Here is a 22,220-nt window from a genome sequence, read left to right as displayed (position 1 = left end):
AACAGATTTTGTCTTTAACCTTATTTAAAATTTCGATATAATGTTACTCAATAAATTCACGAGGACTTTACTAATGGCTGAAGAACTAAATTATCATGCTTTATTTAGTAAATATCACAAGGCACTGAAAAACATTGAAAAGTCTAGCTAAAACTAATGGCACCGACATTGGGATACCTACTAGTCAGACTAGGTATAATTAAGATAAAGTAATTTCTAATTCGCGAGTTAAAACTTGGCGAAAACGTGGTGGGCAATGCGGTCATGTCAAACATGGCCTAGCTCCATTTAAAGAAGCTGAAGTGACTGAAACTGTAGTTCATGAAAATCACAGGACAATTTTAAAATATTGGTAATGCACAAAATTATGCCACAATTCGAAGTTACAATGAAACCTGTTATCGTAATGGAAAGAATTCAACAGAAGCATTGCAACAATTAGCGATGACAGGCCATATAAATTAACTGAATTATTAAAAACTAAAGCGGAAAAAGCTCTAGCTTATTTGAGTTAGAAAAAGATGCAGATAAATTAGCTGCATCTTTTTTTGCATATAAAGGATTATACATAAGCACCACATTCAGCAAGATTGGCAGACAACAAAGCATAGTCTACAAAGAAATAATTTATACAGCACCTTTCCGTGAATAGTAACGCTGTTTTTGCTTTAAAAAGAGGCCTTTCACCCCTCTTCCATTCTTGGCTCTATGCCTATTTTCCTGCAGCTATAGATGCGTCTGCCTTCTTTACTCGGAAGAGTGGTTTTGACTTTTGCCTTGAAGTATTGCCAGTTGGGATTGTATTGGATCTGTCTTTGATGTCCACCTTTAGTCTTAGATAGTTTGATTAGTTCATCTGCTTCATATATTTTAAGATCAGATACTAACCCCGTACTCTTATTTTTACGTTTGCTATATCTTTTAAAATTGAAGCGAACGCCTTGCCAGCCAATGTAATAATCATCTTTTTCCTTATAGGTCCAATTAGGCAGCTTAGTGGGATCTTTACGGTACTTTCTAGTTTGTTCCTTGTCGTAAAGACCGTAAGGAATATAGTACCGCTTATCTTCATACTTATTTTCAAGCATGGAGTAATTATACTCGCTGCCATAATCATCATCGGCAGATTTTCTTCCAGCATTCTTTCAATCTTTCTGCCGGAGAAAGCACGTCTAAAATAGGCAAAGAGTAGAATCTTAAGCATCATTGCTGGGTGATAAACCGGTCTACCAGTATACGTTTTGTCAGGTTTATCTTCTAGCATAACGTCATCAGGAATAGAATCCACAAAGTTACTAATAACATAAGCAAGATGATTTTTAGGGATAGAAAAATCTAAATTGAGTGTCAAAGAAGTTTGACCTGTGATATAATTTTGATACATGAAAAGCCCACCTTTTTTATTTTTTGTGATGATTTAATAGTAACAAGGCTTGGCTAGAATGTATATAAAAAATCCGCTAGAATTTGAAGGTTCTAACGGATTTTTTGCTTTTTAGCGTCTAGTCTTCCCTCAGACACTTTTTGATTCAGAAGTGAATTTTTCCCAGACATCTAATTTTTAAATCATAATTTTTACAATTCGAGCAAAGCTTATTACATTTCTGGGGAAACCAAAATCTTTACCTGTGATTTATCTGACATCAATGTCTTAATTCCCGCAACTACATCATCTAAAGGAATTTTTTTCGTAATTGCCTTTCTAAACAAATCTTGGTTATTGTTAATAATATTAATTACGGTTTCAAAATTATTTTCATAACCAAGGGTCGTTAAAATATTATTGCCTTTACCTGTTGCCATTAGCATATTAACACTGACTTTTTTAGTAAACATTGCAATGACCTGGATTGTTCCGGCCATTGCTGTTACTGCGGCTGCCGTATCCAAAGTAGCTTGAACACCAGCACAGTCATAACTGATGTCCACCCCATGCGGTAAATCTTGAAAAATTTTCGTGACTGCATCTTCTTTAGCAGAGTTAATTGTATGGTCAATTCCCATTTCCCGCGCTTTAGCTAAACGGACATCAGAAACATCTGTAATATAAACCTTAGTTGCACCCGCAAGTTTAGCCAAGGTTGCTGTAAAGAGTCCAATTGGTCCAGCACCCATGACAGCAACCGTCTGCCCCTCGGTCAGGCCGCTACGTTTAATTCCTTGATAAGCAACCGCAACCGGCTCAGTCAGGGCGCCTAAATCATAGTCCATCCCTGCTGGTAATTTATAAGCAGCCTCAGCTGGGACACTACAGTATTCAGCCATACCGCCGTCTGCTGATTCGCCAATAAAGTTACCGCTCCCGTTACGGTCAATTGCGTTCAAGCAATAATTGTATAAGCCACGCCTGCAGTTGCGGCAGTGACCGCAGTATAAAATCGGTTCAATGGCAACATTGTCACCGACTTCGAGGCCCTTGACATTTTTGCCAATTTTAACAACTTTACCAGAAATTTCGTGACCTTCAATTATTGGTACAGTCTGACCAGATAAGGGATTCGGCTTATACGGTAAGAAAGCCCCTGCCCCATACATATGAATATCGCTGCCGCAAATCCCTACATATTTAACTTGAACCTGAACTTGATCATCACCAACTGAAGGGCGTGCAACTTCTTCTATGCGAATATCTTGTTTACCATAAATTCTTGCTGCTTTCATAGATATGTCTCCTCTACATAAACTTTAATCAAATATTCATGTCTCAACTAGTAATTTTTTCATTATAATTTACATATGCTTCAGTGGATCTTCAAACTTCGGCTGCTGCCGTTTGCTGCTGATTCCCATATAAATTTCATGGGTCTTAGGATCAGGGGTAAAGGTATCTTTAATTTGCACCATATGGTCAATGGCCTCTGCAAAACTGGCATATTGCTTGGTATAAACTGCCGCACAAATAGCTGCGCCCAAGCTAGCTGCTTCATTGATGACATTGCGTGAAACCGGCATGTTAAACACATCGGCAATCATCTGCAACAGTAAATCGCTATTAGACCCTCCGCCAGTTACAATTATCCGGTTAATCTTTCTATCCAATTCACCAATCATCCCGTCAACATTTTTCTTCATTTCCAGGGCAATCCCTTCAAGAATTGCCCTGTAAACTTCAGCCCGGCCATCTTTACGTTCAATCCCCAGAAGCACACCGCCACCTTGATACGGTGAGCCGGAATCAAGAAACATTGATAAACCATTGGCGCCAGGTGCTACTTTAACAGCTTCCTGGTTCAAAACTTCTTCTGGGATCATACCTTTTTCTTTTGCATACCTGGCAAAAGGCTCACCTAACAAATCCTTGAACCAACTAATTGTCGACATGCCGCGCCAAATGCCCATACTTTCATAAGCGTATTTATTCGGTTCGCAAAACAGGTTAACCCAGTAATTTTTCGGATTTTTATTATTCTTATCACCAATTACCATCGAGGCAATATAAGTCCCAAGTGAAATAACCAGCGTATCTTCTTTTTCTAGACCAGCCCCTAGGCCTTCAACCGCCTTATCATTAGCTGTTGCTACCACGGGAATGCCTTCAGGCAAACCCGTGGCTGCAGCCGCTTCGGCACTTACAGTACCCAAGCTTTCACCCGGTTTTACCAAGTCAAAAAGCATATCCCTAGTTAAATTAAACTTCTTAATTTGCTCATCCGTACCCCACGTAAAATTATCCTTATCGATTGGGAAGTTAAGGCAGTTAGCGATTGTATCCCTAAAATTACCCGTCAACCTAACAGCCATATACCCGGTTGCCGTTGACATATACCTAATATTAGTTTCTTTTTCATTCTGTGGTAGACCAACCCGATAATCCAGCCAACTAATAACTGGATGGGCCAGATGACCGTTTTCATCCAACAAGGTCCTGCAAAAACGGATACTGCCTAAGCCAATTGCAATAATATCTTTCTTCTCTCCAGGAAACTTTGCTAATAAATCTTTGCTTGCCTCAATTAAGGAAGTCCATAAGTCATCATCCTGATACTCCACTTGCCCAGGGGCTGGGGACAATGTCGGCCGTAGATTTACTTTGGTTTTGACAACAATATTGCCTGTCAAATCAAATAAAACCAATTTGGTACTCTGCGTACCGCCATCAATTCCTAAAATATATTTACCCATAAATAGCGCCTCCTTTTATAACAGCGCTTACATTAGCTTAAAAAATATATGCAGCCGCTGGCTGCTTATCGTACTTATATTGGTGCGTTACTTTTTAACGCCTAAATTCCCAGGGCTGAAAGTATGCTTAGGATCAATTACTTCTTCTAGACCCGCTAAAATTTCGTGTGATTCATGCCCAATCTCTTCTTCATACCACGGCAATCTTTGCTTACCAATACCATGATGATGCGCACCAGAACCGCCAATTTCGTAGACAGCTTTCATAATCGTATTCCAAATGTCGTCATACTTGGCTAGCACATCTTGATTATTTTCACCTTTAGCAACAACAATAAAGTAAATATTACCGCCGCTTGCATAAAAATGTGAGCCGTGAGCCCAAAGCATTGCTACTTTACCTTCTAACCGCTTAGAAACTAGAGCAAGCATTTTTGGTAACTGTGTCCAATTGCCTGATACTTCAATCGCATCACCAATATAATTACCTGAATTACCTGCTTTCATCCAATCAGCATTATAACGGGTCTTTTCCCAAATGTTGCCGATTTCTGGGCCAATATCTTCACCGCCACGCTCTTTGGCAGTTAGCAATACCTGTTTTAATACTTCTGGGACAACTGTTTCTGCGCCCACGATGCCAATAATCATCAACACCTTCCCCTCCGAAGCTTTATGGTTAATTTTGGAGAAAAAGTTTTGCGATTCGGCGGGATTGTTGATCCGGATTACTGCAGGGACAATGTCTCTGCGGTAAAATTCACGAGCGGTATAAATCGCATCTTCCCAGCTTGAAAATTCAATTCCCCTAAATTCCCTGCGCTCAGGCAGCTTGGACATCCGTAAAGTTACTTTAGTAATAATGCCTAAAGTTCCTTCTGAACCAATAAATAGCGTAGGGATATGCGGACCAGTAGATGAACGTGGGATATTGCGGTTACTTAAAATTTCACCATTAGGTAAAACTACTTCCAGCGCCTGCATTACATTTTCAATATTACCGTACTTGCTGCTAAAAGTACCAGCTGATTTAGTCGCTACTAGACCACCTATGCTAGCTAAATAAAGGGATTGCGGATAATGACCTATAGTATAGCCACGCTTATTTAGATAATCTTCCAGTTCACTGCCAATCATCCCAGCATTAACTGTGACTAAGTGATCATCTTCATCAAAATCGACTACGCCGGTAATTTGCCGCATATCAATCGTCAAAGTTGGCTTGATAGGTATAATCCCGCCCAAAACGCCGGATCCCCCACCGTAAGGAATTACCTTCAGGCCATGCTCATTAGCGTACTTAACCGCTGTTTGCACTTCTTCCACATTTTTAGGGATAGCGATCGCTGTTGGCAAATGTTTCTGGATTTCTTCTTCCGACCATTTATGGCTAACAGCCCACCAATCAATCGCATACTTTCTTCTTACTGCTTTGTCTTCAATAATTTCCATGACTAACCCTCCATCATATTTTAAAATTATAGATTTCAATGTAACTATACAGCCTATCTGCCTAAATGTAAATATATTTTTATAAATTTATTAACTTTAATTGTTGTGATTTATATAACTAATTTATATAAATAAATATATATATAAAAATTAATAATTAAGTGATGAAGCGCTTTCTTTTTAAGAGAAACTTTTCGCAGTAATATCATATTTTACGTTCTTTAGTAGTCAACTAGCTTTTCTTCAAAGCTGAGTACAAGCATAGCTAATTTAGTTATCTTTGTGAAGATTTTTGCAATTTACATTCCCAATAATAGCTTAATTATGGGCATTTTAATTCTATCCATGATTTATGATAATGTAATTTTATTAATATTAAAACTATGGCAGTAGTCTACTGCCATGTGCCCATTTGTCACTAGATCAATTTTTAGTTTTTAAAGTTTTTTAAATTAAAAAATATTAACATGTTGCTTAATAATAATTTATCTATATATTTACTTAAAACCTAGAAATAGGAAAACTAATTAGTTTCATTGTAGGATCCAACTTTTAACCCTCTAAGCATAGTTGCCTAAAGTGCTTCAAATTAAATATTATTTTCAATCAACAGCATTTTACTTTGGGTCACTAAAATTTTTGACTATCAAATGATAATTTCAGAATATGATTGCAAATTGCACGCTCTAGACCTTCTAATTAATTTTCAAATTGCCTGATTTTTATCCACAAGCAATAAGCATTGATATAGCAGTGCTTTAAACTTAAAATTAGCACTCTAAAAATAAAAGTGCTAATTTCTTTCATTCTAAAAAGCAGCGGCCTATAATAATAATTGTAAGGAATGAAGAAGACAAAAACATCCCCTACCAAATAATGAAAACAATTTTTGAAAGGAAGCTTTTTTACTATGGCACATGACATTATGAATCGGCACAATGATATTTTTGACGCAATGAATGATTGGTTCGATCTTCCAAGAAACTTTTTCGATGATCGGGAATTGGCAAAGGTAATGCAGGCTGATGTCGCTGAAAACGACCACGAGTATGTTGTCAAAGTAGATATGCCCGGCATGGACAAGGATAAAATCGAATTAAACTACAATGATGGTATTTTAAGTGTTGCCGGCTCAAGAAAGTCCTTTAAAGACACTAGCGACAAAGATAAAAATATTATTCATAAGGAAAGAAGCGAGGGTCATATTTCCCGGAGCTTTAGATTACCAAATGTAGTTGCAAGTGACATTCATGCAAAGTATGATAATGGTGTATTGACGATCACATTGCCAAAGCAAAGTGCGGACAGCAATGATAATTCGATTTCAATCGATTAACTTATTTAGACAAATGCAAGAAGTCCCAAATTAAGCTGTCAATACAAAATAATTCTCTAGGAGCGAGTTCAACATTGAACTCGCTTCTTTTTTGGCCTAAAATATATCTTAATTTAAAATTAAATTAAAAAAGGAGCATTAAAAAATGAATCATGAAATAACCAGCCAAGAAATCGAGAAATTTTCTTCGGCTTTTAACAGTAATCCGCAGAACCAAACAATTGCCCGGGCTGTCCAGCGCAGCGGGATTCTTGAAGCTTCATATAATGAACGGGCGCAAACAGATCTGAATCGCGTTTTTTCAACCGAATTGGACACCGAAAATGTCACCGCGCAAAAGCATTCCGGCCGCTGCTGGGAATTTGCCACACTGAACTTTTTGCGCCATCTGTTCGGCAAAAAATACCATATTAAGAATTTCACCTTCTCACAAGCCTACAACTTTTTCTGGGATAAGATTGAACGGGCCAATATTTTTTACAATAAAATCATTCAAACTGCAGATCAGCCGCTGGATGCGCGCTATGTCAGAAATTTCTTGGATAATGCTGGGCAAGACGGCGGCCACTTCCAGCTGGCCACAGCCTTAATTAAAAAATACGGCGTTGTACCGTCTTCAGCCATGCCCGAAACTTTCAACACCAACGACACCGACGGCCTGCAGATTGTTCTGGGCAAGAAGCTCAGAAAAGATGCGTTGGTTTTGCGGCAGTTAAAACAAGAAGGCAAAGAAAAAGAAGTAGCCGCTGCGCAAGAAGAATTCTTAGGCGAAATTTACCGCATTGTTGCAACTGCGATTGGTGAACCGCCAACCAAGTTTGACTTTGAGTACCGCGATGATGATAAAAAATATCATCTGGACAAAGATTTAACACCGCTGTCCTTCTTACACAAATACTTAGGTGATGCTGACCTCGATGATTACGTTGTCTTGACCAATTCGCCTAACCATGAATATAACAAGCTGTACGGCTATTCCGCTGACAACAATGTCGAAGGCCTGTGCGAAATTCGGTTGCTGAACGTACCAATGGAATATTTGACTAACGCTGCCGTCAGCCAGTTAAAAGACGGTGAACCCGTTTGGTTTGGCAACGACGTTCTGCAGCAAATGCACCGCAAGAACGGTTATCTAGATTCTAAGCTCTATCAATTCAGCGACCTGTTCGGCGTTGACCTAGAAATGTCAAAGGCCGACCGCTTGCGTACGGGCGAGGCCCTCTATTCACACGCTATGACTTTGGTCGGCGTTGATGAAGATCAAGGCCATATCCGCCGTTGGAAAGTCGAAAATTCTTGGGGCGATCAAGTCGGTGACAAGGGCTATTTCGTCATGGACAATAGCTGGTTTAACGATTACGTATATGAAGTGGCTGTCCACAAGAAGTACCTGACAGAGGAACAAAGAAAACTTGCTGAAGGTCCAGTAGCGGAAGATTTGCCGGTATGGGATCCGCTGGGTTAGTTTTTAACATTAATTTACAGATAAGCAGCCGCGAATTTTATGTGGAATATTTTTCAAGAGTTAAGTGACAACTTAACCCTTTTTCTTTATAAATAATTGAAAAGATATTTGGCGTGACAGGTTAAATTGCTAAATTTGATTAATTTTCAACCTTATCCATTTGGTATAATACCTAAATAGGCAAGTTGTGCTTTTCTACCTAATATTTTTATTTAGAGATAGGCATAATGAGAAACAATTACTTAATATTATTAAAGGTACGGAAATTCAGATGGAAATAACAATTTTAAATAAAGGACTCTCTCCTTTGGTTGAGTTAACTTTAGCTAACGGCGAAACGGCCAAAATTCAGCGTGGCAGCATGGTTTACATGCAGAATGTCGAACTTCATGCTGAAATGAATTCAAATAATCATAACGGATTAGGCGGTTTAGTTCGGTCGGTTGCACGCAGTAAAGCAACGGGTGAAAGTATAATTATCAATGAGGTTAAAGCAACCGGCAGCAAGGCCTTGGTAGGAATTGCTCCTAATACAATTGGTGCAATCGAAACCCTAGCCCTTGATCAAGACCAGCAATATTATTTAAATACTGGCGCTTTTTTAGCAGCAGATGCAAATACAAGCTATGAAGCTGTGAGACAAAAGGGGCTTGACAAGGTTTTCTTTGGTGGAACTGGTGGTTTCTTTATCCTGCATACCACAGGAACCGGAAAATTATTAATCAATGGCACGGGTAATATTGTTAAAATGGAATTGACAGAAGACAACAATCTGCAAATTGACAATACCAATGTGTTGGCGTGGGCTGATTCGCTAGATTATAAAATCGAATCGGCCAGCGGCAGTATGGGTTTTATGTCAGGCGAAGGTTTCGTGGACAGCTTTTCCGGCCGTGGCATTGTTTATCTTCAGACCAGTAATCTTGAAGGATTAGCTCACTCTTTAAAACCATTTTTGCCAAGCAATTAGATAAGTTACCTACCAATACAGTAATTTTATTTTAAAACGCAAATAGGATATAATTTAAGAATATATTAGTACAGATAGGAGAATTTTATTAATGGCTCATAAATTAAGTATTCAAGAGCTTGAACAATTTCAAGCGAATTTTGCTAAAAATCCGAAAAATCAGGTAGTTGCCCGGGCTGCAATGCGCAGCGGCGTGCTGGAAGCATCCCGTAACGACCAGGTTCAGAGCGAACTAACCCGTGTCTTTTCCACCGAACTGGACACCGACAACGTCACCAACCAGAAACAATCCGGCCGTTGCTGGGAATTTGCCACACTGAACATTTTGCGTCATTTGTTTGGTAAAAAGTACAAGGCAAAGGATTTCACATTTTCCCAAGCCTACAACTTTTTCTGGGATAAAATCGAACGGGCAAATATTTTTTATGACAATATTATTGCTTCGGCCGATCAGCCAATTGATTCACGTGATGTCCGCAGCTATTTAGGCGGTGCCGGTGAAGACGGCGGCCATTTTCACATGGCAGCAGCGCTAATCGAAAAATACGGTGTTGTTCCATCATACGCAATGCCGGAGACTTTTAACACTAACAACACCAATGGTTTTGGCACGGCCCTGGCGGCAAAGCTGAAAAAGGATGCCTTGGTTTTACGGCAATTAAAACAAGATGGTAAAGACGGCGAACTGGAAAAGACCCGGGAAAAATTCCTTGGCGAGGTCTACCAAATGACCGCCATTGCTGTTGGTGAGCCGCCAAAGAAGTTTGACCTGGAATACCGCGATGATGACAAAAAATACCACCTTGACAAGGATTTAACGCCGCTGGAATTTTTGCATAAGTACTTGGGTAATGTTGACTTTAATGATTATGTGGTCATTACCAACGCTCCTAACCGCGACTACAACAAGCTGTATGCCGAGCCGGCTTCAGACAATATTGAAGGTTCATATCATGTTCAATTTTTGAACCTGCCGATTGAATTTCTTGAGCAGGATGCTGTCAGCCAGTTAAAAGACGGTGAAGCAGTTTGGTTCGGCAACGATGTCGGTAAACAATCCGACAGGAAAAAAGGTTACCTTGATACCAACCTCTACAAGTTAAACGAATTATTCGGTGTTGACCTCGACTTATCAAAAGCTGACAGGTTAGCCACTGGTGCCGGGTACGCTTCCCACGCCATGGCCTTAGTCGGTGTCGATGAAGATGAAGGCACAATCCGCCAATGGAAAGTTGAAAATTCCTGGGGTGAAAAGAACGGTGAAAAAGGCTACTTCGTGATGACCAATGACTGGTTCAAGGAGCACACTTATGAAGTTGTTGTCCACAAGAAGTACCTGACCGCTGAGCAAAGAAAGATCGCCGAAGGTCCAGCAGAAAAACTTGCTGCTTGGGACTCACTCTGTTAATTTTAATCAAAAGGAGAATTTAATTAATGACTCATCAATTAAGCAGCGAAGAATTAGCCAAATTTTCAGCTGCTTTTAACAAGAACCCGCAAAATCAGGTAATCGCCCGAGCTGCGCAAAACAAGGGTATTTTGGAAGCATCTTATAACGATCGTGTTCAGGCTGACTTGACCCAGGTCTTTTCCACCGAGCTTGATACCCAAAATGTAACCGATCAGAAAAAATCAGGCCGCTGCTGGGAATTTGCCACACTAAATATTTTGCGGCACATTTTTGGTAAAAAATATCACGTTAAGAATTTTACCTTCTCACAAGCCTACAACTTTTTCTGGGATAAGATCGAACGGGCAAATATTTTTTATGACAACATTATTGCCACGGCGGACAGGCCAATTAAAGATCGCGAAGTTCAAGCATATTTAGAAGAAGCTGGTGAAGACGGCGGCCAATTCCATATGGCTGCTGCATTAATCGCTAAATACGGCGTTGTACCGACCTATGCGATGCCTGAAACCTTCAATACCAATAATACAGATGGATTTGCCACCGCTTTAGGTGATAAGCTCAAAAAAGACGCGCTCGTTTTACGGCAATTAAAGCAAGACGGCAAAGATGCAGAACTTGAACAGGCACACAAAACTTTTCTAAACGAGGTCTACCAAATGACCGCCATTGCAGTCGGTGAGCCGCCAAAGAAATTTGACTTGGAATACCGTGATGATGACAAAAAATATCACCTCGACAAGGACCTAACGCCGCTGGCATTTTTACATAAATACTTAGGCGAGGTGGACTTTAATGACTATGTCGTTTTGGAAAACGCACCCGATCATGAATACGGCAAACTGTACGGCCTGCCCTTTGAGGACAATGTCGAGGGTTCTTACAGAATCAAGCTGCTTAATGTGCCGATGGAATACCTAGAGACGGCTGCTGTCAGTCAATTAAAGGACGGTGAAGCTGTTTGGTTTGGTAACGATGTCGGTCAGCAATCCGAGAATAAGACGGGCTACCTTGACACCGAACTTTACCAGTTAAACGATTTGTTCGGCGTTAATCTCAGCATGTCCAAGGCTGATCGCTGGCGCACCGGTGTCAGTTGTTCAACTCACGCAATGGCCTTAGTCGGCGTTGACGAAGACAACGGCGAAATCCGCCAGTGGAAAGTCGAAAACTCTTGGGGCAGCAAGTACGGCAAGAACGGCTTCTTCACCATGAACAATGACTGGTTCAAGGAATATGTTGATTCTGTAGTTGTCCACAAGAAATACTTGACCAAGGAACTGGTTGCTTTAGCCGAAGGACCAATCATTGATCTTCCTGCATGGGACACATTGGCTTAATTATCTTTAATCAAAAAAGGATCTGCGCTTTTTGACAGCAGATCCTTTTTTTCATTTATTTATTTTCTAAAGCCAGCAAAATTTTGTCCGTTGCTTCAGGCGGCATCAAATTAACCTTTTTTAAGTCAGAAACTTTAACAAAAGCCGGACGATAAATGTTGTCTTTATTTGAGCGCCCCACTTCCTCACCACTGATTTTGGGTGCGACTGTCACGGTGGTTTCCGCCCAAAATACCGGTTGCACTTCATCTTCTTCAAGCGTAAAAATCTGCTTAAGCTGTTCTGGCCGATACTTAAGCTGCAGTTCCTCATCAATTTCCCTAATTGCCGTTTCCACCGGTGTTTCGGTTCCTTTGGCACCGCCGCCGGGAATAACCCAGTAATTGCGATCCTTTTTTATTCTGTTAATCAGCAATATTGCTTTTAATTGTTCGTTATAAATTACAACTCTTGCACGCATTTTTTCACCTCATAGCTAAAAGATTCTCCTGCCCAAAGACAGGAGAATTTATTTTACTTATAATTAGGAGCTTCCTTGGTTATCTGCACATCGTGTGGATGCGATTCACGCAGACCCGCATTGGTAATCTGCACAAACTGAGCCTTGGCAATCAATTCGGAAACGGTAGCCGCACCGACATAGCCCATGCCGGAACGCAGGCCGCCGTCAATTTGGAAGATAATATCAGACACATCGCCCTTATATTCAACCCGCGCTTCAATCCCCTCAGGAACCAGCTTGTTGGCTTCATTAACACCGCCTTGAAAATAACGATCCGATGAGCCGTGTGCCTGCGCCATTGCACCCACAGAACCCATCCCGCGGTAAGCCTTAAACTTCTTGCCGTCAGCGGTAAAAATTTCGCCCGGCGCTTCTGTGGTTCCCGATAACATGCTGCCCAGCATCACGGCATTGCCGCCAGCTGCCAGTGCCTTAACCACATCCCCGGAATATTTGATTCCGCCATCCGCAATGATTGGTTTGTGGTATTCATGGGCTGCGGTTGCCGCATCATAAATTGCCGTGATTTGCGGCACACCAACACCGGCAACAATCCTAGTTGTACAAATCGAACCCGGCCCGATGCCAACTTTGACAACATCAACTCCAGCATCAAACAGAGCCCGCGTGGCATCACCCGTAGCAACATTACCTGCAATCAAGGTCACGGCTGGAAAATGCTCGCGAATTTCCTTGATTTTACGTAAAACACCTGCCGAATGACCATGAGCCGTATCGATCACAATTGCATCAGCACCCTTTTCAAGTAATGCCTCGGTCCGTTCAAATGTGTCACTGGTAACACCGACGGCGGCTGCAACCAGCAAGCGGTTTTCATCATCAACTGCTGCTTTGGTCGCATTCGATGGAACTACGACACTTTTCACATTAGCAACCTCACCGGCTTGAGCAGCAATCGACATGTTCTTATGCACAACTCCTAGTCCGCCCTGAAGAGCCATTGCAATCGCCATCGCTCCTTCAGTTACGGTGTCCATTCCTGCACTGATTAACGGAATATTCAATTTAAGATTATCCGCAAGACGTGTGCTTAAATCTACTTCATTAGGTAGGACGTGGCTTTCCGCCGGAATCAATAAAACATCATCAAAAGTTAAACCTTTTTTGGCAAATTTCGTATTCCAATCTGACATAAATGAACTCCTTCTATTACTAAAAATAATTAAATTAGTTCTACTTTACTAGTCAGAGCAATGCAGGTCAAGAATATTTCGACTAAACGTCCCATTCCTGCATAAATTCGTTAACAAAATCCTTCATGTAATTGGTCCGGCGCTTGGCTTCAGCCTCACCGCCAACAGTGTTCATCGTTGCTTCCAATTTAAACAGCTTTTCATAAAAATGATTAATTGTCGTTTCCTCATGATTGCGGTACTGGTCGTGGTTAACAATTTCTTGGGGTTTAATCTGCGGATCATAAATAACATTGTCATGCTTACCGCCATAGGTAAAGGCACGGGCAATACCGATTGCACCTAAACTCTCAATCCGGTCGGCATCCTGCACATATTGTCCGCTCACAGGCAGCTGATAATGCTGCTCAATATTTTTCGAAAAGGACATATGCTGCATCGTAAACAAAATATCTTTAATTTCTAGATCCGTAAAACCAACCTCAGGCAGCAGCTGCTTAATCTTGGCAATCACCGTCTTAGGAGCCGCACAAATTTTTTCGTCAATCGTATCGTGCAAATAACCAGCGGTCATAATGATGGCAACCATGCGGCTGTCTTCATGGGCAGATTGGTGATCAGCCAAATACATTTTTTTAGCTAGATGCGCTACCCGTTGCCCATGATAAAAATCATGCCCGGTCTTTTCACCCTGCAGCTGCTGTTTAACAAAATCTTTTACCTTGCTGATATCCATGAATTTTGCTCCTTATAAAATCTATTTTATGGCTTTTAGAGGTTATCTAAATAAATTTTAGCATCTCTTATTTTTATGAAAAACTATATTACTTTTCAACTTTATTCGACAACAAGGCTGCGGACATTTAAAATAAAAGACAAACAGCAGATTATTTGGGGAATGATTATAAATGAAAAAAGATAAAAAATTAATATTAAGTTTGGCGGCAGCTTTAGCACTTATCCCAACTGGGGCCATCACAATTAATGCTAATAAAGCTTACGCAGTGCAAACTGATGACCAAACTACAAAGAGAACATTAACATTAAATCATAATACCCGTATTTATAATAAGAAGGGGCAAAAATTATCTTCTTATCAAAGAAGTAATGGCTTGCTTAAAAAGGGTAAAACAGTCAAATATGCGGCCAAAGCACAAGCAATTATTGATCCAAGCACCCAAAGATACTCTTTCCATGATGATGAGTGGAATTGGTTTTATCTGCCATATAAAACAATTAAAGGAAAAGAATATTATAGTATTGGCAATGGTGGCTATATTAAGGCAGCAAATGTTGATAGTGTTGATAATAACGAATTATTTATTAATCAAGTTACTGCTACAGTTAAAGATAAATTTAAAGGTAAGCTTACCGTATTAAATAATGACGAACGGGCAATAAACTCAGATATTAAAATTGGCAATAAATTTATTATAAACAGAGAAATAGACCCTTCAGATTTACTTACGCGGTCTGATGGTGACACTTCTTTATATGGTATTAAGTCTAATACAGACAGTTATATACCATCATATGAAGTTAAAATAAAGAGAAGACACCCTTTGCTTCCTTATAGTAATTGTATGAAATTATTGATTACTAACCCTACAAATTATTATACAGAAGATGGCACAGTATTTACCCGTGAAGTCGATCCTTCCAAGGAAGCAATTATTGGAGATGCCTCTAAAGAAAAGTTTACGACCACACCCGCACTTGCCAAAGGCAATCAAATAGCAGCAGACAAAGAAGTATATATTTATGTGCCTGAAGATCAGAAAAAAGAAAAGTTTTACGAAGTTTACAACAATGCAAAAACTTTGAATGACAACACTACTTTATTTGTTAAAGTCGCAGATACTAAATATATTTACGGTTTGCAAATAAAAAATATCGATAGCAAAAACTAAAACTATAGATAAAAAAGCCTTCTGCAATAACTTTTTCTAAAGCCGCTTCCCAGATTTGAACTGGGGACCTCCTCCTTACCACGGCGGTGCTCTACCTCCTGAGCTAAAGCGGCAAACTTATTGTATCAATTGTACCAAAAAAGCATCCCTCCATATCGAAGAATGCCATTTCTAATCTAAATTATTCAGCCGTCACATACCTCACCGCCGTGCCATAAGCAACAACAGATTGCATATCGCCGCCAATTGAACCGGAATCAAAGCGCATCATAACAACGGCATCGGCGTCCATGTCCTGTGCAGATTGCCGCAAGCGTTCCAAGGCCTGAACCCGCGAGTCCTCTAACATCTTGGTGTAACTGCGGATTTCGCCGCCGACCATTGATTTTAAACCAGCTCCCATGTCTTTAAACATATTTTTGGATTGTGTCGTCAAGCCAAATACTTCGCCAATAATTTCGTAACTTTTACCAGGAATCTGCTCCGTCGTTGTTACCAAAATCTGTTCTCCCGCCATCTAAAAGTTCCTCCTTAGTTAATTTAACTTAATCATAGATAATTAAACCCAAATCAGCAACAAAATGTGCAATAATTAACTATTTTTTACCAATCAATGCGATTTTTTGGTCGTAACAAATCGCAGGTAATCTTCTTGCTCGCCCGTTTCTGTGACGGTGATTTCTTTGCGGTCAAATTCTGCCTCATGCAGCTGCTCTTCCGGTATTTGAATCTGGTGGGTAACGGTGGCATTACCAATTAATTCCAACCAATAGCCTTTTTTTTGTGGGTGAATTTTTGTTTGCACGAGACCGCCAGGATTATAGACCGTGATTAACTTATCAACATCTACTTGGTCAGGATAATTCAAATAAAAGGCTAGACTTGTAGCCGACATCCCCGTCCCGCAAGCATTGGTAAAACCAACGCCGCGTTCATAAGTTTCAACAAACAACTTATTTGGTCCTAGTATTTGGGCAAAACTGACATTGACACCATCCGGAAAATAAGGATTAGCCTGATTCAGTTTCTTTCCTAGCCGTCCTAATTCAGCATGTGCCTTCTTGATATCAGGCACAAAACTGATCAAGTGCGGGTTAGGCACCGCAATCGCCGTAAAAGTTAATTCAGAACTCAATTCTGGCAATCGCCGGTTAATTATCTTTTCTGTGTGCAAATTCTGAAACAGCAAGTCTTCCTTAGCAAAACTCACAGGTCCAATTTCTACACTGAATGCAGGCACACCCGGTGCTAGTTCGGGATATTTCTTTACCTGCAAACTGGCCTCAGCCGTCTGCACCCGAAAAGCATTCTGATGATATTTTTCCGCTAGATAACGGGCCACCGTCCGTAACCCGTTTCCGCACATCAGTGCCTGCGACCCGTCACGGTTAAAGATCAGCATGCGTGCCAAAGCCCCCTCGCATGTCGACGGCTGAACAACCAACAAGCCGTCGCTGCCGCCCAGCAAGCCCTTATGTGCATCCGTCAAACTGACAGCTAAACACTGCAACTCGGGCACTGTCAGCGGCGTTTGTAAAAGTGTCTGATCTAATAGAAAAAAACTGTTCTGTGAACCGTGGACCTTTTCTATGTTAACCATTGACTGTTTCTCTCCTTTTAAAAAAATTTTGATAAATCTGCTTTACTGCTTCCGGCGCATCTGCCCGTTTCATCCCAAGCATAATTGAAATTCTGGAAGCACCCTGATTAATCATGTGCAGGCCAATATTTTTTTGCGCCAAGGCATCAATAATCCGCTTGGTTACGCCCACCTTGTTGCGCATCCCCTCACCAACAACCATGATAATGGCATAATCATCAATCCAGGCCAAATCGTCTGGCTGAAGTGCCTCACGGATATCTTGACACATCTTCTGCTTAATTTCCGGGGTAAATTGCCGCTTATCAAAAATAATGGTCAAGTCATCAATTCCGGAAGGCATATGTTCATAGGAAATATGGTATTTATAAAAAATCTCTAACAGTTTTAATGTAAAACCAACCTCTTTGTTCAGTAAATATTTGTGAATATATAGCGCTGAAAAATGATTATCACTGGCGACACCCGTAATCAAGTGATCGGCGTGAAAGCCCTTGGCGGAAACAATCATTGTACCCGCAAGCTGGGGATTATTGGTGTTTTTGACGTTAATGGGAATATTGGCAGCAATCGCCGGTAGAATGGCCTCATCATGGAAAACGGAGAAGCCCGCATAAGACAATTCCCGCATCTCCCGGTATGTCATCTTGGCAATCGGCTGCGGATGAGCCACGATTCTGGGATCAACCGCATAAATCGCATCAACATCGGTAAAGTTTTCGTAAACGTCTGCCTTGAACCCGCGGGCCAAAATCGCTCCCGTGATATCAGAGCCGCCCCGAGAAAAAGTTGCAATCTGCCCGGCAGCCGTAAGACCGTAAAAACCGGGAACAACCAGACAGCCTTCTGGCAGCTGATAATTTGCCAAATTGCGGTAGGTATCGTCTAAGACTGCCGCATCACTGGGAACAGGCGTGACTCTAATCCCTAGTTCACCGCAGCTGGCAAAATGTGCCTTCACCCCTAATTTTTGTAAAACCAGACTCAACAGTTTTGCATTCAAAATCTCGCCGTGCGCCTTAAAAGCAGCCAGTAAATATTCCGCATCAGGATATTCATTTTCCGCCAATTGCCATAAAACCTGTTTTAACGGTGCCAGTTCCTCTGCACCAACAGAAAAATAATCAGCAATTGCTTGATAACGCCACCAAATCTGCTGGCGGATTTCTGCCACATCCTGTTTTTGCAGAACCATTTTCGCATATGTAATTAACAGATCGGTCACTTTATTGTCGGAAGCAGACCTTTTGCCCGGTGCCGATGTCACAATTATCTGCCTGGCGGGATCAGCCTGAATAATATCAATTATTTTTTCAAAATGCGGCCCATCCGCCAGCGAGCTGCCACCAAACTTAACTACTTTCATTTTGTCAATTCCTTTTACAAAACTTATTATTTTTCAAAACCTGAAAAGTTAAGTTGCATTTTAGCATTAATTTTATAATCTGCAACTCAATTATTTTTTATTTTTAACAAATGGCAAAGTTTTTTCTTAATATTATTGACAGTGATGTAAAAATAATATAATATTTATGCAATCGAAGAGGTCGCAACGATCATCAGTAAGTTAGCGGAGCTTTGCTTGGCCGAGAAGCTAACTGAAAGGGAGAGCTGCCGAAGCGTTAATTCACAAGCTTGGATTAGCAGCTGGGTCATAGGTGAATAAGCTATGGACTGTCGTAGAATTCTACGGAGCGCTTCCGACAAATTGATACCAGATAAATTAATCAGGTTCTTTTGTTTCAGCGCAAACAAAAGAACCTTTTTTATTAGCTAATTTCGGAGGGACAAAACTTGGTCAAAGTAAATTCACAGGGACACTTAACAATCGGCGGCTGCGATGCGCTTACCCTAGCAAAAGAATTTGGGACACCGCTATATGTATACGATGTCGGCCAAATTCGCAAACAATTTCGGCAGCTGCATCGCGCTTTTGCCCAAACCGGGTTAAAATATGCCATCAGCTATGCCAGTAAAGCCTTCTCCGTCAAGGCAATCGATCAGGTTGTCGCCCAAGAACACGGTCACCTTGATGTTGTTTCCGCCGGTGAATTAATGACCGCGGTAGCGGCTGGCTTCCCGATGAAAAATATCAGCTTTCACGGCAACAACAAAACCCCCGCGGAACTGGAATTGGCACTTAAGCAGCACGTGGGGACTATTATCATCGATAATTTTTATGAATTAGAATTACTTGCCCAATTGCTGGACAATAAAAACACGCGAGTAAATGTCATGCTGCGGCTAGCCCCCGGCATCTCGGCTCATACCCATGAATACATCCAAACCGGACAGGTGGACAGCAAATTTGGCTTTGACCTTGCCTCCGGTCAAGCGGAAAAAGCCCTGCAACTGGTTCTGGCTAATCCACATCTTAATTTGCTTGGCTACCACGCACACATCGGTTCACAGATCATGGCAGTGGACGGCTTCACCGCACTGGTCAAAAAAATGGTCCAGCTAGCCAATACCTGGTACGAAAAATACGGCTACCAGCCACAAGTTTTAAACTTCGGCGGCGGCTTCGGCATCAAGTACACTGCGGAAGACAAGCCGCTTGAACCCGCAGCTTTCGTTTCCAGCATGGCGAAAACCTTAAAAGACGAAATTGCCAATACTTCGTTGAAACTGCCGGCAGTCTGGATTGAACCCGGACGGTCAATTGTCGGCGAAGCCGGCTACAGCCTCTACACGATTGGAGCACGCAAAGAAATTCCTGGTGTACGCACTTACTTGAGTGTCGATGGCGGAATGGGCGACAATATCCGCCCCGCGCTCTACCAGGCGCAGTACCGGGCTGTTTTAGCCAACAATCCCTTGGGCAAGATCCATGAAACGGTAACTATTGCCGGCCGTTATTGCGAATCGGGCGATATTTTAATAGAAAAACAGGAACTGCCGGTCAATGCCCCGGGCGATATCTTAGCCGTCCTGGCGACTGGAGCTTACGGTTATTCAATGGCCTCCAATTATAACCGGGTGGGCCGACCGGCCGTGGTTTTTGCCGAAGATGGTCAAGCCAAATTGGTAGTCAAACGAGAAAACAGCAGCGATTTAACTAGGTTAGACCTAGATTATGAATAAGGAGTTAACAATGGGACAAAATGCACAGGAAATTATTGATTTTATCGGCAATGCAAGCAAAAAAACACCCGTTAAGGTTTACCTCAAGGGGGATTTACAGAATCTATCCGTTCCCGACAGCATTCAGGCCTTTTTAGACGAGCGGGTCGGAATCTTATTTGGGGATTGGCATGAAGTTGAACCCTTTTTGAAAAGCAATGCAGACTTGATCAGTGCTTATCACATCGAAAATGAAGCCCGCAATTCGGCGGTTCCTCTGCTTGATTTTAAAAAAATCAATGCCCGGATTGAACCCGGTGCCATCATCCGCGACCAGGTAAAAATCGGAACCCAGGCCGTGATCATGATGGGCGCAGTCATCAATATTGGCGCTGAAATTGGTGCTAATTCAATGATCGATATGGGCGCCGTCGTCGGCGGCAGAGCCATTGTCGGGCAAAATGTTCACCTTGGCGCCAACGCTGTTTTAGCTGGCGTGATTGAACCGGCTTCTGCTAAGCCCGTTACCATTGGCGATAACGTCCTAATTGGGGCCAACGCCGTTGTGCTTGAAGGTGTTCAGGTTGGTAACAATGCCGTGATCGGGGCCGGAGCCGTCGTCACTGAAGATGTGGCTCCTAATACCGTCGTCGCGGGTGTGCCGGCCAAGGTTATCAAGCAGGTGGATGCTGAAACAAAAAGCAAGACCGGCCTAGAGTCTAAGCTGCGGAAATTGTGAAAATGACCCAGCTTACAGAAAAAGATCTGATTCAGATTCGGCGCAAATTACACCAAATTCCGGAACTGGCTCTGAAAGAAAAGCAAACGCAAAAATTATTGTTGACCGCAATCCAGGACATGCCGCAAGACTATCTGACAGTTAAGACCTTTCCTGAACTGCCAACCGCAATTATGGTTCACGTAGAGGGAAAGCAGCCGCAAAAAACCATTGGCTACCGGGCAGATATTGACGGACTGCCAATCACGGAAGACACCGGGCTTCCCTATTCGTCAACTCATCCCGGTGTCATGCATGCATGCGGGCATGACCTGCACATGACGGTTGCAGTTGGGGCTTTGAGCTACTTTGCAGCCAACCAGCCCCGTGATAACCTTGTATTCTTTTTTCAACCGGCCGAAGAAAGCGAAAGCGGTGCAAAACTGGCATACGACAAGCAGCTTTTTAGCAAAGAATTTGCCGTAGACGAAATCTATGCCCTGCACGACACGCCCGAGCTTGACACCGGCACAATTGGCACTAGACTGGGCACACTCTTTGCTGGGACAACCGAAATCGACGTTGATTTTTACGGACAGGATGGTCATGCAGCCTATCCCCAAAATGCTAATGACATGATCGTGGCCGCGGGCCAATTCATCGGCCAGGTGCAAACCATTATTTCCCGCAGCATTGATCCGCTCAAGGCCGGGGTAATTACCCTCGGCAAGATCCGGGCTGGCAGCGTGCGCAACGCGATTGCCGGTTATGCGCACATCGAAGGAACCATCCGCGGATTAACCCAGACAGTCATTGAACAGATCAAACAACGCTTGGATGAAGTAGCCCAGGGAATCGCCACCAGCTACCAGGCCCAAGTTAAGATCAAGTTTAATCAGGGAGGTTACTTTCCCGTTGAAAATGATCAGCACTTAACTAAAAAACTGATCTCTTTCTTAAAAAAGCAGCCGGAAATTACTTATGTTGAAACCGCACCAGCCATGACCGGAGAAGACTTCGGCTATCTGTTAAGCAAAATTCCCGGTGCCATGTTTTGGCTGGGTGTCGGCAAACACGGTGCACTTCATTCGGCAACTTTTGCCCCAGACGAGGCAGCAATCATGCCCGGAATGAATACCGTGATCAGTTTTTTAAAGACAAGAATGCAAGATTGATT

Annotated in this window: 18 protein-coding genes, 1 tRNA gene, 1 pseudogene and 1 riboswitch; of the genes and pseudogenes, 9 read left to right on the top strand and 11 right to left on the bottom strand. The window is 41.9% G+C overall.

The annotated features are described in order from the left end of the window. Positions 1-701: 701 nt before the first annotated feature. The 4 genes and pseudogenes from PT285_RS01335 to PT285_RS01320 all read right to left on the bottom strand — a co-directional run. Positions 702-1,384 (bottom strand): annotated as a pseudogene (locus PT285_RS01335) (transposase); the annotation flags it as partial. 212 nt (positions 1,385-1,596) lie between these two features. After that, on the bottom strand, positions 1,597-2,661 hold the full coding sequence (locus tag PT285_RS01330; protein ID WP_277147240.1) for a 2,3-butanediol dehydrogenase: 1,065 nt from the start codon (positions 2,659-2,661) through the stop codon (positions 1,597-1,599). Positions 2,662-2,730: 69 nt separating this feature from the next. Beyond that, positions 2,731-4,122 (bottom strand): FGGY-family carbohydrate kinase, encoded by a 1,392-nt coding sequence (locus PT285_RS01325; RefSeq protein ID WP_277147238.1) that lies wholly within the window; start codon positions 4,120-4,122, stop codon positions 2,731-2,733. 87 nt (positions 4,123-4,209) lie between these two features. Further along, positions 4,210-5,574, bottom strand: coding sequence for an FAD-binding oxidoreductase (locus PT285_RS01320; protein ID WP_277147236.1), 1,365 nt, complete (start codon positions 5,572-5,574; stop codon positions 4,210-4,212). A 910-nt stretch (positions 5,575-6,484) separates the two neighbouring features. Between PT285_RS01320 and PT285_RS01315 the strand changes: the two genes are divergently transcribed. The 5 genes from PT285_RS01315 to PT285_RS01295 all read left to right on the top strand — a co-directional run bounded on the left by PT285_RS01315 (position 6,485) and on the right by PT285_RS01295 (position 12,096). Next, complete coding sequence (locus PT285_RS01315; RefSeq protein ID WP_277147234.1) at positions 6,485-6,910, top strand: Hsp20/alpha crystallin family protein; 426 nt, start codon at positions 6,485-6,487, stop codon at positions 6,908-6,910. A 145-nt stretch (positions 6,911-7,055) separates the two neighbouring features. Next, positions 7,056-8,375, top strand: a complete 1,320-nt coding sequence (locus tag PT285_RS01310; protein WP_277147232.1) for a C1 family peptidase — start codon at positions 7,056-7,058, stop codon at positions 8,373-8,375. A 271-nt stretch (positions 8,376-8,646) separates the two neighbouring features. Continuing rightward, positions 8,647-9,345, top strand: coding sequence for a TIGR00266 family protein (locus PT285_RS01305; RefSeq protein WP_277147230.1), 699 nt, complete (start codon positions 8,647-8,649; stop codon positions 9,343-9,345). A 91-nt stretch (positions 9,346-9,436) separates the two neighbouring features. Then, entirely contained in the window at positions 9,437-10,753 is a 1,317-nt protein-coding gene (locus PT285_RS01300) for a C1 family peptidase (protein ID WP_277147228.1), read from the top strand. Positions 10,754-10,779: 26 nt separating this feature from the next. After that, a complete protein-coding gene (locus tag PT285_RS01295; protein ID WP_277147226.1) occupies positions 10,780-12,096 on the top strand; it encodes a C1 family peptidase in 1,317 nt (438 codons plus the stop codon). 55 nt (positions 12,097-12,151) lie between these two features. Here PT285_RS01295 and PT285_RS01290 read toward each other — a convergent pair whose 3' ends face one another. The 3 genes from PT285_RS01290 to PT285_RS01280 all read right to left on the bottom strand — a co-directional run bounded on the left by PT285_RS01290 (position 12,152) and on the right by PT285_RS01280 (position 14,488). Continuing rightward, entirely contained in the window at positions 12,152-12,556 is a 405-nt protein-coding gene (locus PT285_RS01290; protein ID WP_277147224.1) for an NUDIX domain-containing protein, read from the bottom strand. A 53-nt stretch (positions 12,557-12,609) separates the two neighbouring features. Beyond that, positions 12,610-13,752: an IMP dehydrogenase gene (locus PT285_RS01285; RefSeq protein WP_277147222.1), complete on the bottom strand. Its 1,143-nt coding sequence runs from the start codon at positions 13,750-13,752 to the stop codon at positions 12,610-12,612. An 82-nt stretch (positions 13,753-13,834) separates the two neighbouring features. Continuing rightward, a complete protein-coding gene (locus PT285_RS01280; protein ID WP_277147220.1) occupies positions 13,835-14,488 on the bottom strand; it encodes an HD domain-containing protein in 654 nt (217 codons plus the stop codon). Positions 14,489-14,660: 172 nt separating this feature from the next. On the opposite strand from PT285_RS01280, the gene PT285_RS01275 reads away from it, so the two are divergent. Beyond that, the gene (locus tag PT285_RS01275; protein ID WP_277147218.1) at positions 14,661-15,662 is read left to right on the top strand and encodes an SLAP domain-containing protein; all 1,002 of its coding nucleotides are present in this window, start codon (positions 14,661-14,663) and stop codon (positions 15,660-15,662) included. Between the two features lie 40 nt (positions 15,663-15,702). On the opposite strand, the gene PT285_RS01270 is transcribed toward PT285_RS01275, so the two are convergent. From PT285_RS01270 to PT285_RS01255, 4 genes are all read right to left on the bottom strand, one after another. Further along, positions 15,703-15,775 (bottom strand) — tRNA-Thr (locus PT285_RS01270). 68 nt (positions 15,776-15,843) lie between these two features. Beyond that, entirely contained in the window at positions 15,844-16,179 is a 336-nt protein-coding gene (locus PT285_RS01265) for a heavy metal-binding domain-containing protein (RefSeq protein WP_277147216.1), read from the bottom strand. Between the two features lie 93 nt (positions 16,180-16,272). Then, positions 16,273-17,262: a diaminopimelate epimerase gene (gene dapF / locus PT285_RS01260; RefSeq protein WP_277147214.1), complete on the bottom strand. Its 990-nt coding sequence runs from the start codon at positions 17,260-17,262 to the stop codon at positions 16,273-16,275. Further along, entirely contained in the window at positions 17,255-18,628 is a 1,374-nt protein-coding gene (locus tag PT285_RS01255) for an aspartate kinase (protein WP_277147213.1), read from the bottom strand. The genes dapF and PT285_RS01255 overlap by 8 nt, the downstream gene beginning before the upstream one ends. A gap of 167 nt (positions 18,629-18,795) precedes the next feature. Next, positions 18,796-18,970, top strand: a riboswitch (Lysine riboswitch). A gap of 86 nt (positions 18,971-19,056) precedes the next feature. On the opposite strand from PT285_RS01255, the gene lysA reads away from it, so the two are divergent. From lysA to PT285_RS01240, 3 genes are read left to right on the top strand one after another with little or no spacing between them, the layout of a single operon-like run. Further along, on the top strand, positions 19,057-20,346 hold the full coding sequence (gene lysA / locus PT285_RS01250) for a diaminopimelate decarboxylase (RefSeq protein ID WP_277147211.1): 1,290 nt from the start codon (positions 19,057-19,059) through the stop codon (positions 20,344-20,346). Positions 20,347-20,356: 10 nt separating this feature from the next. Further along, complete coding sequence (dapD, locus tag PT285_RS01245) at positions 20,357-21,064, top strand: 2,3,4,5-tetrahydropyridine-2,6-dicarboxylate N-acetyltransferase (RefSeq protein WP_277147209.1); 708 nt, start codon at positions 20,357-20,359, stop codon at positions 21,062-21,064. 2 nt (positions 21,065-21,066) lie between these two features. Continuing rightward, positions 21,067-22,218, top strand: coding sequence for an N-acetyldiaminopimelate deacetylase (locus tag PT285_RS01240; RefSeq protein WP_277147207.1), 1,152 nt, complete (start codon positions 21,067-21,069; stop codon positions 22,216-22,218). The last annotated feature ends 2 nt before the right edge of the window (positions 22,219-22,220 follow it).

It is taken from the genome of Lactobacillus sp. ESL0791, from assembly GCF_029433255.1.
GTDB lineage: Bacteria > Bacillota > Bacilli > Lactobacillales > Lactobacillaceae > Lactobacillus.
The sequence above is the reverse complement of the archived record's forward strand: the minus strand, read 5'-3'. Positions and strand labels throughout refer to the sequence as shown.

Bases quoted from the DNA above. Each gene is read 5' to 3' on its own strand.
- PT285_RS01285 (WP_277147222.1), bottom strand. From the start codon at position 13,752: ATGTCAGATTGGAATACGAAATTTGCCAAAAAAGGTTTAACTTTTGAT.
- PT285_RS01265 (WP_277147216.1), bottom strand. From the start codon at position 16,179: ATGGCGGGAGAACAGATTTTGGTAACAACGACGGAGCAGATTCCTGGT.
- dapF (WP_277147214.1), bottom strand. From the start codon at position 17,262: ATGGTTAACATAGAAAAGGTCCACGGTTCACAGAACAGTTTTTTTCTA.
- PT285_RS01310 (WP_277147232.1), top strand. From the start codon at position 7,056: ATGAATCATGAAATAACCAGCCAAGAAATCGAGAAATTTTCTTCGGCT.
- PT285_RS01330 (WP_277147240.1), bottom strand. From the start codon at position 2,661: ATGAAAGCAGCAAGAATTTATGGTAAACAAGATATTCGCATAGAAGAA.
- PT285_RS01305 (WP_277147230.1), top strand. From the start codon at position 8,647: ATGGAAATAACAATTTTAAATAAAGGACTCTCTCCTTTGGTTGAGTTA.
- PT285_RS01315 (WP_277147234.1), top strand. From the start codon at position 6,485: ATGGCACATGACATTATGAATCGGCACAATGATATTTTTGACGCAATG.
- PT285_RS01300 (WP_277147228.1), top strand. From the start codon at position 9,437: ATGGCTCATAAATTAAGTATTCAAGAGCTTGAACAATTTCAAGCGAAT.
- dapD (WP_277147209.1), top strand. From the start codon at position 20,357: ATGGGACAAAATGCACAGGAAATTATTGATTTTATCGGCAATGCAAGC.
- PT285_RS01290 (WP_277147224.1), bottom strand. From the start codon at position 12,556: ATGCGTGCAAGAGTTGTAATTTATAACGAACAATTAAAAGCAATATTG.
- PT285_RS01275 (WP_277147218.1), top strand. From the start codon at position 14,661: ATGAAAAAAGATAAAAAATTAATATTAAGTTTGGCGGCAGCTTTAGCA.
- PT285_RS01255 (WP_277147213.1), bottom strand. From the start codon at position 18,628: ATGAAAGTAGTTAAGTTTGGTGGCAGCTCGCTGGCGGATGGGCCGCAT.
- PT285_RS01295 (WP_277147226.1), top strand. From the start codon at position 10,780: ATGACTCATCAATTAAGCAGCGAAGAATTAGCCAAATTTTCAGCTGCT.
- PT285_RS01240 (WP_277147207.1), top strand. From the start codon at position 21,067: ATGACCCAGCTTACAGAAAAAGATCTGATTCAGATTCGGCGCAAATTA.
- PT285_RS01320 (WP_277147236.1), bottom strand. From the start codon at position 5,574: ATGGAAATTATTGAAGACAAAGCAGTAAGAAGAAAGTATGCGATTGAT.
- PT285_RS01280 (WP_277147220.1), bottom strand. From the start codon at position 14,488: ATGGATATCAGCAAGGTAAAAGATTTTGTTAAACAGCAGCTGCAGGGT.
- PT285_RS01325 (WP_277147238.1), bottom strand. From the start codon at position 4,122: ATGGGTAAATATATTTTAGGAATTGATGGCGGTACGCAGAGTACCAAA.